The organism is Methylobacterium organophilum (assembly GCF_022179465.1).
Taxonomy (GTDB): domain Bacteria; phylum Pseudomonadota; class Alphaproteobacteria; order Rhizobiales; family Beijerinckiaceae; genus Methylobacterium; species Methylobacterium organophilum.
Map to the genome: position 1 here is coordinate 260163 of NZ_BPQV01000006.1, position 13314 is coordinate 273476.

The window sequence follows — 13314 nt, forward strand, 5'->3', positions numbered from 1 at the left end:
ATGCGGTTCCGGTGATCCGCGAAGTGGTGATCGAGAACACCTCCGAGGTTGAGCTTTCGGATGTCCGCGTGCGGATCGAAAGCCGGCCGGCCGTCGTGCAGCCGCTCACGCTCCGGATCGATCGCATCCCGGCGGGATCGAACCATCACATCGCGTTGCCGGATGTCCGGCTCGATGCCGCCCTGCTCTCCGGATTTACCGAGGCGAGCCGTTTGGAATTGACGGTGGTCGTCGAGGATGCCGGCGGCGAAACAGCCCGGCAGGTCGAGGAACTGCGCCTGCTGCCGCCCTCGCATTGGGGTGGCGGCCGGAGCGCGCCCGAACTCCTCGCGGCCTTCGTCCGCCCCAACGATCCGGCCGTCGACGTCGTTCTGCGCGATGCTGCGACCAAGCTCGGCGAAGCCGGGCGCGAGACGGGCTTGAACGGCTACACGACCGCCAAGAAGTCTCGTGCCTGGGAGTTGGCCGAGGCGATCTGGGCAGCGATTGCGGACCGGCGGATCGCCTACGTCCTGCCGCCCGCGAGCTTCGAGCGGGCCGGGCAGAAGGTGCGCGGACCGAGCGACGTGCTGGAGCCCAAGGTCGGCACCTGCCTCGATCTCTCGCTGCTCTACGCCGCCTGCCTCGAGCAGGCGGGGCTGAACCCCGTGCTGGTGCTCACGGCCGGCCATGCCTTCGTCGGCGTCTGGCTGCAGGACGACGACTTCGCGAACGCGACCGTCGACGACATGCAGCTGCTCCGCAAGCGACGCGACCTCCAGGATCTCGTCTTCGTCGAGACGACGCTTCTCACCTCCGACCCGCCGGCGACGTTCAAGGTTGCCGTCGCGCAGGGCAGCGTCCAGGTCGAGGACGAAGCACCGGCGGCGCTCGAGATTGCCATCGACGTCAGGCGCTGCCGTCGGCGGGGGATCCGGCCGATGGATCTCGGTGACGGGAAGCCGACCAGTGTCGCACCCGCTCCCACCCAGCCGATCAATCAGCCGATCGGAGCACTACCGCCTTTCGAGGATGAGCCACGCGCGCCGGTCGACGAAGCCCCCGAGACCCCGGTCGGACGCGTGGAGCGCTGGAAGCGCAAGCTGCTCGATCTGACGCTCCGCAACAAGCTGCTGAACTTCAAGCTGGGCAAGGGCTCCGTCAGCCTCGAATGCGTGTCGCCCGGAGCGTTGGAAGACGGCCTCGCTGCGGGGACCGAGTTTCGTCTGAAGCCGCTCTCGGACGTGCTGACCGGATCCGACGAGCGCAGCGCCGATCTCTACGCGCGTCGTCACCACGACGATGGCCGTCGCAGCTATCTGGAGGCGGCGCTCGCCCGGAAGGAGATCTACACGACGTCGACCGAGGCCGACCTCGACCGTCGCCTGCTCGACCTCTACCGGCTCGCCCGCAACGGCTTCGAAGAGGGCGGAGCCAACATCCTGTTTCTCGCCATCGGCTTCCTGTCATGGACCAAGAAGGAGGGCGAGGCCGCCTATCGCGCCCCGCTGCTCCTCGTCCCGGTCACTCTCAAGCGGTCGAGCGTGCGGGCCGGCTTCAAGCTCGCCCTCCACGACGACGAGGTGCGGATCAATCCGACCCTGCTCGAAATGCTGCGTGAGGACTTCAAGCTCCGGATGCCGGAGTTGGAAGGGGATCTCCCTCGCGACGGCTCCGGGTACGACGTCGACGGCATCTTCCGGATCGTCCGCCAGCACGTGAAGGAACTGCGCGGCTGGGAGGTGGTGCCGGACGTCGTGCTCTCGGCCTTCTCCTTCACCAAGTATCTGATGTGGAAGGACTTGGTCGACCGGGCAGAGGTGCTGAAGCGCAACCCGGTGGTTCGCCATCTCATCGACACGCCGAAGCACTCCTATGGCGACGGCACGCCGTTCCCCGAGCCAGCCCGTCTCGACCGGGAGCACCCGCCCGAGACCGTCTTCGCGCCGCTCTCGGCGGATTCCTCGCAACTCTCGGCGGTCCTCGCCGCCGCCGGCGGCAAGGATTTCGTGCTGTTCGGGCCGCCCGGCACGGGCAAGAGCCAGACGATCGGCAACATGATCGCCCAGTGCCTCGCGCAGGGGCGCACCGTGCTGTTCGTCTCGCAGAAGACCGCCGCCCTGGAGGTCGTGCAGCGCCGCCTTCAGGAGATCGGCCTCGGCGACTACTGCCTGGAGGTCCATTCGACCAAGGCGCAGAAATCGGCCGTTCTCGGGCAGCTGCGTCGGGCCTGGCACGAGCGCTCGACCCCATCGCAGGGCACCTGGGATGCGGCGACGAGCGAGCTCGCGAGCCTGCGCGAGGAACTGAACGGCCTCGTGAAGGCCCTGCATCGGCGGCGCGAGAACGGGCTCTCCGCCTACGAGGCCTTCGGGCGCGTCATCGCGGCCGGCAGCGGCGAGCCTCCGCTCGTCCTCACATGGCCGGATCACCTCGCCCACGACGAGACGACGCTCGCCACCCTGCGCGCGGCTTGCCGGGAGCTTCGCCCCGTGCTGGCCTCGGTCGGATCGCTGGTGGATCACCCGCTTCAGGGGGTGGAGGCCACCCAGTGGTCGCCGGTCTGGCGCGACGATATGGGCGCGGCGATCCGGACCGTCGAGCAGACGCTCGGCGCGCTTCGGGTCAGCGGTCAGACCTTCGCCGAGGCGATCGGGCTACCCTCCCTGCTCGCGACCTGCGCTGGCACGCGCGGGCTGGTGGTGCTCGGCAACTACCTCGTGCGGTCGGAAGCGCGCTGCGGAGTCGCCTTCCTCGCCGACGGTGCTGGCGACCTGCGCAGGGCCGTTTCCGCGCGGGAGCGTTTCCAGACTACGAAGGCCCAACTGCTCGGCCGGCTTACCGGCCGCTACGGACCGGGCATCCTCGATCAGAACCTGGGGGCGCTGCTGGCTGAATGGGTCGCCGCGCAGGGTTCGAACTTCCTGGTCAAGGGCGGCAAGCTGAGACGCGTCGCGGCACAGGTGCAGCCCTACGCGGAAGGGCCGCTTCCAGCCGATCTCGGGCCGGATCTCACGGGGCTGATCGAAGTCGCCAAGCACGTCAAAGCCGGATGCCTGGAGGAGCTGATCCTCGCCCGGCTCGGGCTGCCGTGGAGCAATCCGGACTGCGCGGCGTCGGAGTTCGCCCCGGCGATCACCTGGGCCGAGAAAGTCGAACAGCTGCTCGACATCCTCGGGCCCCTGTCCCTCGGGATCGATGCCCTGCGCGACCACCTCGTGCAGCTCGTCGAGCGACAGGGCCGTGCGCTTGCGGAGGGTGGTCGCATCGCGCAGAGCTACGCCGCCTTCGCGCAGAACCGTGCGAGGGCGAACGAGGCGATGAAGGCGCTCAGCCTCCTGGCCGGTCGCACCAATCCGGAAGAGCCGCTGGCCGCCGACGCCGACTGGATCGAGCAGAGCCTCGCGCTCGCCCGGCGCTGGGGCTCGGGACTGGGACGCGCCCAGGGGTGGTGCGCATGGCAGTCCGCCGCCCAGAACGCACGCCAGACCGGTCTCACGCCGCTGATCGACGCCCTGGAAGAGGGCCGCGTTGCCCCCGACCGTGCCGAGACCGCCTTCGAGACCGCCTATGCGCGCTGGTGGATCGACCGTGTCGTCAGCCACGATCCGGTGCTGCGGCGCTTCCTGCCGGAGCGGCACGAGGATGCCATCCAGCGCTTCCGCGCCGCCGATGCCCGCGTCACGGAACTCTCCAAACAGGTCGTCCGCTCGCGCCTCGGCGGCGGCATCCCTGGGCCGACTGCCTTCGGGAGCGACCCAGAATGGGGCACGCTCTCGCACGAACTGACAAAGAGGACGCAGCACATGCCGCTGCGCAAGCTGTTCGGGAAGATGCCGACGGCGCTGACCAAGCTCACCCCCTGCGTGATGATGAGCCCGCTCTCGATCGCGCAGTACCTGCCGCCCGACAAGGAGCCGTTCGACGTCGTCATCTTCGACGAGGCCTCCCAGATCTCGCCGTGGGACGCCATCGGCGCGCTCGCCCGGGCGAAGCAGGTCGTCATCGTCGGCGATCCCGAGCAGCTGCCGCCGACCAATGTCGGTGACCGCGGCGTCGACGACATCGAGGACGGGAGCGACGTCACGGATCAGGAGTCGATCCTCGACGAGTGCTTGGCCGCCAACATCCCCCGGCGGAACCTCGACTGGCACTACCGCAGCCGCCACGAGAGCCTGATCGCCTTCTCGAACAGCCGCTACTACCGTGGCCGGCTCGTGACCTTCCCGTCACCGGTGACCGACGACCGGGCCGTCCGGCTCACCCTCGTGCCGGATGGGGTCTACGAGCGGGGAGCGGGCCGCGTGAACCGCCCCGAAGCCCGCGCCGTCGTCGCCGAGATCGTGCGTCGCCTGCGCGACCCGAGCTTCGCGGAGGAGCGGCGCTCGCTCGGCGTGGTCACCTTCAATGGCGAGCAGCAGCGCCTGATCGAGAACCTCCTCGACGAGCAGCGACGGTCGTATCCCGAACTGGAGCCGTTCTTCGACAAGGACCGCTGGCACGAGCCGGTGTTCGTGAAGAATCTCGAGAACGTGCAGGGCGACGAGCGCGACGCCATCATCTTCTCCGTCGCGGTCGGGCCGGACCCAAGCGGGCGTCCGATCAGCACGGTGTCCTCGCTCAACAAGGACGGCGGCCACCGCCGCCTGAACGTCGCGATCACCCGCGCCCGGCGCGAACTCGTCGTGTTCGCGTCGCTCCGTCCCGAGCAGATCGATCTCGGCCGCACCCAGGCGCAAGGCGTCCGCGACTTCAAGCACTTCCTCGAGTTTGCCGACCGCGGGGCGCGGGCGCTGGCCGAAGCCTTCGCGCCGACCGGCGGCGACGTGGAATCACCCTTCGAAGCTGCGGTGATGGCCGGTCTCCAGGCGAAAGGCTGGACCGTCCATACGCAGATCGGCGTCTCCGGCTTCCGGATCGACCTCGGTATCGTCCATCCCGATGCTCCCGGGCGCTACCTCGCCGGTGTCGAGTGCGATGGCGCGACCTACCACAGCTCCGCTACGGCCCGGGATCGCGACCGCCTGCGCGAGCATGTGCTGACCGATCTCGGCTGGCGTATCCGCCGGGTGTGGAGCACCGAGTGGTGGATGGACGCCGAAGGCGCGCTCGCCAAGCTCGATCAGCGCTTGATCGAGGATCTCGAAGCCGATCGCGCCAGGGCTGCGTCGGTAGCGCCAATCGACGTGGCTGTCGAACCCGAGGCTCTCGAACAGGACCGCGACGAACCGACAGGGGAGCCTGAGGTCGCTTCATCCATCGACGAGATGCCGAGCGAGCCCGCGAACGACGCGGGTCCTGTCATCGAAGCCATTCCGCAGCGCCTCTACGCCGATCGGGCCCTGCCGGTCGAGCCGCCAACTGCAAGGCTGGAAGCCAAGGATGACATGCGGGACTACAGGCTCGCGGACCTGAACGATCTCGGCCGACCGGTCGAACCGGGCCGGTTCTATGATGCGTCCTACCGACCGGCGCTCAGCGCCATGGTCGGCCACGTCCTCTCCGTGGAAGGGCCGATCTACGAGGAGCTGCTCATACGGCGCATCGCCCGCGCTCACGACATTCAGCGGGTTGGTCCGCTCGTCCGTGAGGCCATCGCCACCCAGATCGATGCATCCGTCGCGCGAACCGAGGATGACGGACGCACCGTGCTCTGGCCGTGTGGCGAGGAGCCCCGAACAAGCTATCCCTACCGCCCGGCGGATCCCACCGTCCGCAGTCATACCGATACGCCCATGCCGGAACTCGTCGGGATCGCGAGCACCCTGCCATCCAATGCCTCGGAGGCGGAGCGCGCGAGATTGATCGGCCAGCGTCTCGGGCTTTCACGCATCGAAGCTTCCGCGCGAGCTCGGTTCGAGAAGGCGAGCGAACTCGCCCGCCAGTCAGCCGCGTCGTGAGGCAGAGATGCGCGTCGGGATCGTCACGGTTCTGATTCTGCTGAGCACCATCAAGGCCGCGGTCGCACAAGGTATCCAAGACGATCCGCGCCGGAGGCGGCTCGTCCGCCTTCGGTCCGAGAGGCGACCGACTGCATCTCACGTGAGGCACTGAACGAACCGGGTATCGAAGGCGCTACGAGGCCAGGCCAGTTCCGAGCTGCTCTCGCTTCGCCCATGCGCCGGTGTGCCGACGCGGTGATCGCGGCTCATGATCGAGTCTACTATCCTGGCTACGGCGAAGCTTTTTTCCAAGGCCCGTACTGCAGGATCTCGTTCGAGCTATCCAGAAGCGCATCGGGCCTGACCTCGCACGTCGCGCCTCGGAAGCCGCCGAACCTTCCGCTCTCGCGCAAACAGCCGAGTCCTGGCTTCCAGGTCGCCCAGCCGGTTCCGAAGCCCTTCGATCAGGTCGCTGAGCAGGCCAAGCGCGGGGCTGAAGAGCGCGAGAAGCGCGAAGTCGACGCGATGTGGCCGCGTGCCCGTCAGGCAAACGCCGCACCCGCTCCACGGATACGCACTGAGCTGAGCGAGGCCGTCGATGCGCTCTATGATTTAGGCCGCGCTCATGGAAATCCGCCGATGATGGTGGTGGCACCGGCTGGGGCAGCCGGCGAGCGTGTCACTGCGCCTTCGGCGTCACCGCGATGTCGGCACCCCAGTAACGGTTCGCGATCAACTGCTGGTTTCGAATGAGCCCGATCGCCTTCTTGGCATTCCCACCTTCGAAGGTGCCTACCGTGGCGCCGCAGATCGTGAGGTACATCCGCTGATGGACTACGGCATCGAAATATCCTTTGGGAGCGGGCGCGAAGTTGAGGCGGGCGGCGAGAACCTGGTCGCGCATTTGCTCGACCGCTTCGGCCACGGCAGCGTGTACCTTCTCCATCATCGCTCGCTGTGCGTGATCTAGTATCTCGGCAGCCTTGCGCTCCTCGGGGGACAGCAAGGCGCAAGCATTGGCCATAGCAACCTCGTTCGAGACCGAAGGCGAGGCTGGCTACCGACTGGTACGGGAATGTGACGCCGCCGTATCAATTCTTCGCAGCGAAGAGCAGGCGAGGCCGTTCAGTGCCCGGCCTTCATTCGCCGAACCATCGCGTCACGGCTCGGCCGATGGTCGCCTCGTCGGGAACGGTGTCACTGGCCCAGGCCACGATCCCGTCGGGCCGCACCAGCACGGCTTGGAGGCCCAGCCGGTCCCGCGCATCCGCCGCAACGTAGCTCATCCGCGCGGGGCGCCGCTGAGCGAGAGCCTGGAGCAGCGGGTTCCGGTCGAAGTCGAGGAGCAAGCCCTTGCCGTCGCGCATGAGGGTGCCGACCCTCTGCCCGTCGCCCAGCATGAAATCGGGAACGCTGCATCCGACCAGCGGGTGGCTGTCGCCGAGATCGTAACGTAGCGTGACGCCCCAGACGCGCTCGGCGAAGTAGGTTGCGCCGTCCGGCGTCTCGATGAGGTCGCGGAGAATGGCTTCGAGGGCGCGCGAACTTCGGCTCGGCCGCATGAGCGCGACCTGGGCGCGGGACCAGTCAAGCACGCGCGCGCCGACCGGATGCCGTTCGCCCGCGTAGCTGTCGAGCAGGCCGGCCGGCGCGTCGCCCCGGATCGTGGCGGCGAGCTTCCAGCCCAGATTCATCGCGTCGCCGAGGCCGAGGTTGAGGCCCTGCCCGCCCAGCGGTGAATGGATGTGCGCGGCGTCGCCGGCCAGCAGCACGCGCCCGTCGCGATACGCGGCCGCCTGATGGGCGCGGTCGGTCCAGGTGGTGGCGAGGTCGAGTCTGGTCACCGTGACGTCGACACCCGAGATCCTGCGCAGGACAGCCTCGACATGCTCGCGGGTGATCGGTGCGGAGCGGTGGAAGGCGCCGCCATCGAAATCGGCCAGCGCGACCGTGCCGGGGGGCGTGAACTGGACCATGCCCTGCGCGGTGTAGTGGCGGCCGGCCTTGAGGCCGTCCGCGCCGGCCAACTCGGCCTGGACGGAGTAGCCCGTGAACTCGGGCTCGGTGCCGGTGAAACCGATGCCCGCCGCTTTGCGCACCACGCTGCGGGCACCGTCGCAGCCAACGAGCCACCGGCCCCGGTAAGTCTCGCCGTCCGCCTGGACGGTGACGGACGCGTCCGTCTGGGTGAAGCCCTCGACACCGACGCCCCGCAGGACCGTGACGCCCGACGCCTCCGCCCGCGCGGCCAGGACGGCTTCGAGGGTCGCCACCTCCGTGGCGCCGCTGCCGACCGGTCCGGGCAGGCGATACGGCCAGCGCCCGGTGTCGATCCGGTCGTAGAAGAACTGGATGCCGGCGAAGTGGCCGCCCGGACGGCGGGGTTGCGTCATCCAATGCGCCGTCCCCGGCATGGCGCGGGTGGCCGCGTGGGCCTCGATCTCGCCCAACAGGCCGCGTCGGTCGAGGCTCTCGAGGGTCGGGACGGACAGGCCGCGCAGCCCGAACGGTACACGCTTCAGCGGGGAGGACGGGTCGGGCGCCTGTTCGAGAACCAGCACGGAGCCGCCGGCCCGCGACAACTCGCAGGCGAGGAACAGGCCGACGGGACCGGCACCCGCGATGATCGTGTCGTAGAGCGTGGTGGATATGGGCATGGTCGAGCTCCTGGGTCGCTGTTCGACCGGAGCGTTCCCCGAACCCGAGACCCGCGCGGACGAACGGCCGGACGCGCAAGGGCGTCCTTGAGTTCGTCGCGGGGACCTCTGGCACAGGGCCAAAGACCAGAGCTTTCGTTACCGAAAGGACTTGGGCTTACCAAACCAAGTCTGCCTTTTCCGACACCGTCAGCTTAGCGCAACGGCCCACGACCCGCAACGGCCACGCTGCGATGGCGTGCGGCATCCCGATACAGAGACCTCGCAGAACTTATACATCAGCGTACGGTGATTGATCCTGCATAGCCTGGACGCCCTCGTCGCCCGATCCCTGCCCCACCTCTCGCCCTCACCGGTGAGCGGCCGACGCATCGCGCCCGAGCCCCCCGCGGGTATCGATGCCGCGCAGGCCGGCCGGAGCACGGATGCCCGCCCATGACGGGGGCGTGGGCTTGGGGCATCCAATGTGTCGACGCGCTGCCATCGACGGGCGACGGGACGGAGAGCGCCTCAAACATCGGAGAGGCGCGTCTTGGCGAGCGGCAGGCTGCGCACGCGCTGCCCGGTGAGCGCCGCGACCGCGTTGACCACAGCAGGCGGAACGCCGGGCAGGCCCGGCTCGCCGATGCCGCCCATCGGCGCCCCGCTCTCGACGATGGCCACCTGCACCCGCGGCATCCGCGCGCGGTCGAGGATCGGATAGGCGTCGAAGTTCCGCGCCTGCCGCTGCCCCGCCTCGTAGACCACCTGTTCGAGGAGCGTGGAGGAGAGGCCCAGCGCCGCGGCGCTCTCCACCTGCCGCTTGACGATCGCCGGATTGACGACGCTGCCCGGATCGATGGCGATCCAGAGGTCGTGCACCCGCGCCTCGCCGGCCTTCAGAGAGACCTCCGCGATGGTGGCGGTCTCCGAGCCGAAGGGCGAGGCCATCGAGAGGCCCCGCGCCCGGCGCGTGCCATCCTCCGCCGCGAACGGGCCGCGCTTCCAGCCGCCGGCCAGTTCCGCCACTCTCCGCAGCAGGGTGACGTGGCGCGGACTGTCCTTCACGAGCGCGAGGCGCAGCTCGAACGGGTCATTGTTCCCGGCCGCGGCGATCTCGTCTAAAAAACTCTCGTAGAAATAGTCGTTCATCGAGTGGCCGACCGAGCGCCAGAAGGCGATCGTGACCGGGTGGGCCACCTTCACGTAGTCGAGGCGCCGGTTCGGGATGGCGTAGGGCTTCTTGTCGAGGCCCTCGACGACGGAGGAATCGACCGGCGACTTGAACAGCGCGCCGAACCAGCGGCCGATCGGCCCCTCGCCGATCGCGGTGGTCTGAAGCGCCACCGGCATGCCGTCCGCCCCGAGGGCGGCCTTGAAGCGGGCAAAGCTCAGGGGACGCACCGCATCCATGCCGAACTCCTCCTCGCGCGACCACAACACCCGCACCGGGCGGCCGGTCGCCTTGGCGAGCAGGATCGCCTGCGGGAAAGGGTTGGCCGGCCCGTAGTAGAAGTGGCGCCCGAAGAAGCCGCCGAGCATCGGCGAGTGGATGCGCACCTGCTCCGGCGCGAGACCGGCCGTCTTCGCCGCGATCTGCTGGAACAGCTCCGGCATCTGGTTAGGCAGCCAGAGATCGAGGGTGCCGTCTTCCGTGAACCGGGCCACCGCCGAGGGCGGTTCGAGCTGGGCGTGGGCGAGGTAGGGCGCATCATATTCCGCCTCGATCACCTTGGCGGCGCCCGCGAAGGCCGCGGCGGGGTCACCCTCCTGCTCGGCCGGAATGCCGGATTCGCGGGTGCCTTTCAGCGCGGCCAGCATCGCCGCCGACGAGAAGTTTTTCGAGACCGTGGCGATCCCATCCGCGGCGGGTTCGGTCCAGATGACCTGCAGGGCCTCCGCGGCCTTGCGCGCCCGCCACCAGGACTCTGCCACGACCGCCACGGCACCGGGCAGGCGGTGGACCGAGTGGACGCCCGGCATCGCGCGGATGTCCGCCTCGTTGACGAAGGATCGCGGCTCGGTGCCGAGATGCGGCGCATGCTGCACGGCCGCGTGGAGCATGCCCTCCAGGCGGATGTCGATGCCGTAGACGGCCCGGCCCGTGGACTTGTCGTGCCTGTCGAGCCGCGCCACCGGCTTGCCGATCCAGCGGAACTTTTGCGGGTCCTTCAGGGCGACATCGTCGCGCGGCGGCAGCGCCCGGGCGGCCTCGGCCAGTTCGCCGTAGCCCAGCGAGCGGCCCGAAGCGGCGTGGATCACGCGCCCGTCCTCGGTCGTCAGGCTGTCCTGCGGCACGGCGAGCCGGGCGGCGGCGGCGCGCAGCAGCATCTCGCGGGCGGTGGCGCCGAGGCGGCGCATGGCCTCGAAGCTGGAGCGCGTCGAGAAGCTGCCGCCGGTCATGCGCAGGCCGTTGACCACCGCGTAGTCGGGCCCGGGCGGCGCGCATTCCACGGCGAAGCGGGCGGGATCGAGATCGAGTTCCTCGCCGATGGTCTGGGCGAGGCCGGTATCGATGCCCTGGCCGCCTTCGACGAACGGGCTGAGCAGGCGGACCGAATTGTCCGGGCGGATCTCCAGGAAGGCGGCGACCCGCGTGCCGGGCTTCGGCACCACCGCGGCCGGGCCTTCCGCCCGGGTCTGCGCCGCGGCCCCGTTCCGCAAATCGATGCCCAGCAGGAGGGCGCCCGAGGCGACGCCGAGGAAGCCGCGCCGCGAGAGGTTGCGCACCGGTGCGCGGTCGCGCTCCGTGGCGATGCCGAGACGGTGCAGGGGGGTGAGCTCGTTCATCCCCGCCTCCTCAGGCCGCGGCCTGCCGCACGGCGGCGGCGATGGCGTTGTAGGTGCCGCAGCGGCAGAGATTGGTCATCGCGGCGGCGATCTCGTCGTCGGACGGCTTCGGCGTCTCCTTGAGCAGGCCGGTCGCGGCCATGACTTGCCCGGACTGGCAATAGCCGCATTGCGGCACCTCGATGCCGACCCAGGCCGCCACGACCCGAGCGCCGACCGGATCCGCCTCGATCGCCTCGATGGTCGTCACCGACTGCGCAGCGACGCTCTCCGCCGGCACCTGGCAGGAGCGGGTCGCCTGCCCGTCGATGAGCACGGTGCAGGCCCCGCACTGGCCGATGCCGCACCCGTATTTGGTGCCGGTGAGACCGATCGTGTCCCGCAGCACGAAGAGAAGCGGCGTATCCGGCTCGGCCTCGATTGCGTGCTGTCGCCCGTTGATCGTCAGGTTCATCATGGCTGTGATCCTCCGCAGAGCAGAACACAGGGACGTGATGCTAAGGACGGCCATCGACGCGGACCACGCCATAAAAGCCGCGTTTCCGGACATGCTGGACCGGCTCGGACCACCGCCAAGGGTACCGCGAAGGGTCCGGCCGCCCGGCGGATCGCCCACGGCACTCGCCGTGGACCCGCAGGAGTGCCAGGGCGTCGTGCCGTGCCGGCCCTTCAGGAGCCCGGCGGCCGCCGAGAAAGCCTAGCCGGCCGCCGCTTTCAGGGATTCGGACAGGCGTTCATCGAGTTCCCGCGCGACCGCATCGACGGCATCGCTCCCGAACTGCCCAAAGGTGCTGGCCGGCCGGTCGTACTCGAAGGCGACGCCCTCCTCCCCTTCCCGCAGGAGGACGCGGATCGGCGCATAGAGGGCGGCCGAGAGCGCGTGGCGCGTCATGCGCGAGGCGGTCAGCGGGTTGCCGATATCGTACTGGATCGCCCGGCGCTCCAGGCCGGCGATGCGCAACAGGGCGCCGTGATCGCGCCGGCCGAAAATCGAGAGGGGTGCGCCGCTCTCCAGCAGGCGCAAGGCCTCCTGCGCCCGGCCCGCCTGGACGAGGGCCGCGTAGCCGTGATCGAGGAGCGGCAGGGCCGCCTCCAGGGCCTGCCGGACGGTGCCGAAGTCTCGGGCCGAGCGGATCGTGACGTGCTCGACCGTGACGGACCTGATGGACGTCTCGCTCATCGATGCCCTCCCTCTGCTCAAGCCGCGCGGTAGCGGACGGCCGGGACGGCGCTCGACAGGTGGGGCAGCATCGTCGCGCGCGCCGTCTCCCAGGCCTCCCACTCGGACGCGTCCTGCAGCGAGGGCACGGTGGCGAATTCGCCCCGGTCGAGGCCGGCGAGCGCGGCATCGACCAGATCCTCGGCCGACATCACCCACTCCTTCGGCAGGTTGCTCGCGGGTAGGCCCGCCACGTCCCAGAACTCGGTGCCGGTAGCACCCGGCAGCACGACCTGAACGCGCACGCCGGTGCCCTCGAGTTCCTTGCGCAGGTTGTGGCTGAAGCCGAGGACGAAGGACTTCGAGCCGCCATAGACCCCGTTCAACACCTCCGGCCCGATGGCGACGATCGAGGCGATGTTGACGATCGTGCCCTTTCCGCGGGCCGTGAAGGCCGGCACCGCCGCGTAGGTCAGGCGCATCGGCGCGGTGACGTTGATGGCGATCATCCGCTCCATCTCGTCGACGGAGGCGGAGGCCAGCGGGGCGGCGGAGCCGAAGCCGGCATTGTTGACGAGATGCGTGATCGACGCATCGCTCTTCAGGATGTCTTCGACCGCGGCGAGCCCCGCCCGGTCCGTCAGGTCGCCCTCGACGGTCCGCACCGTGACGCCGTGGCGGCGGACGAGGTCTTCGGCGACCGTGTCGAGCCGGGCCTTGTTGCGGGCGACGAGGATGAGGTCGTGTCCGCGGCGGGCGAAGCGGTCGGCGTAGACGGCGCCGATGCCGGAGGAGGCGCCGGTGATGAGAACGGTTCCCTGGGTCATGATCGTCGGTCCTGTCGCAAAGCCCGTCCGGCCTGCCCGGC

7 protein-coding genes are annotated in these 13314 nt (G+C 69.4%); 1 reads left to right on the forward strand and 6 read right to left on the reverse strand.

Features of this window, described 5'->3' with window-relative positions; all coding sequences use genetic code 11:
- Positions 1–11 precede the first annotated feature (11 nt).
- The gene (proA, locus tag MFF21_RS12400; protein WP_238311424.1) at positions 12–5879 is read left to right on the forward strand and encodes an anti-phage protein ProA; all 5868 of its coding nucleotides are present in this window, start codon (positions 12–14) and stop codon (positions 5877–5879) included.
- 661 nt (positions 5880–6540) lie between these two features.
- Here the strand turns inward: proA and MFF21_RS12405 are convergent.
- From MFF21_RS12405 to MFF21_RS12430, 6 genes are all read right to left on the reverse strand, one after another.
- Positions 6541–6885, reverse strand: a complete 345-nt coding sequence (locus MFF21_RS12405) for a hypothetical protein (RefSeq protein WP_238311425.1) — start codon at positions 6883–6885, stop codon at positions 6541–6543.
- 115 nt (positions 6886–7000) lie between these two features.
- On the reverse strand, positions 7001–8518 hold the full coding sequence (locus MFF21_RS12410; protein WP_238311426.1) for an FAD-dependent monooxygenase: 1518 nt from the start codon (positions 8516–8518) through the stop codon (positions 7001–7003).
- A gap of 510 nt (positions 8519–9028) precedes the next feature.
- Positions 9029–11287, reverse strand: coding sequence for a xanthine dehydrogenase family protein molybdopterin-binding subunit (locus MFF21_RS12415; RefSeq protein WP_238311427.1), 2259 nt, complete (start codon positions 11285–11287; stop codon positions 9029–9031).
- A gap of 10 nt (positions 11288–11297) precedes the next feature.
- On the reverse strand, positions 11298–11744 hold the full coding sequence (locus MFF21_RS12420; protein ID WP_238311428.1) for a (2Fe-2S)-binding protein: 447 nt from the start codon (positions 11742–11744) through the stop codon (positions 11298–11300).
- A 240-nt stretch (positions 11745–11984) separates the two neighbouring features.
- Positions 11985–12467: a DUF302 domain-containing protein gene (locus MFF21_RS12425; RefSeq protein ID WP_238311429.1), complete on the reverse strand. Its 483-nt coding sequence runs from the start codon at positions 12465–12467 to the stop codon at positions 11985–11987.
- 17 nt (positions 12468–12484) lie between these two features.
- Positions 12485–13273 (reverse strand): SDR family NAD(P)-dependent oxidoreductase, encoded by a 789-nt coding sequence (locus MFF21_RS12430; protein WP_238311430.1) that lies wholly within the window; start codon positions 13271–13273, stop codon positions 12485–12487.
- Between the last annotated feature and the right edge of the window lie 41 nt (positions 13274–13314).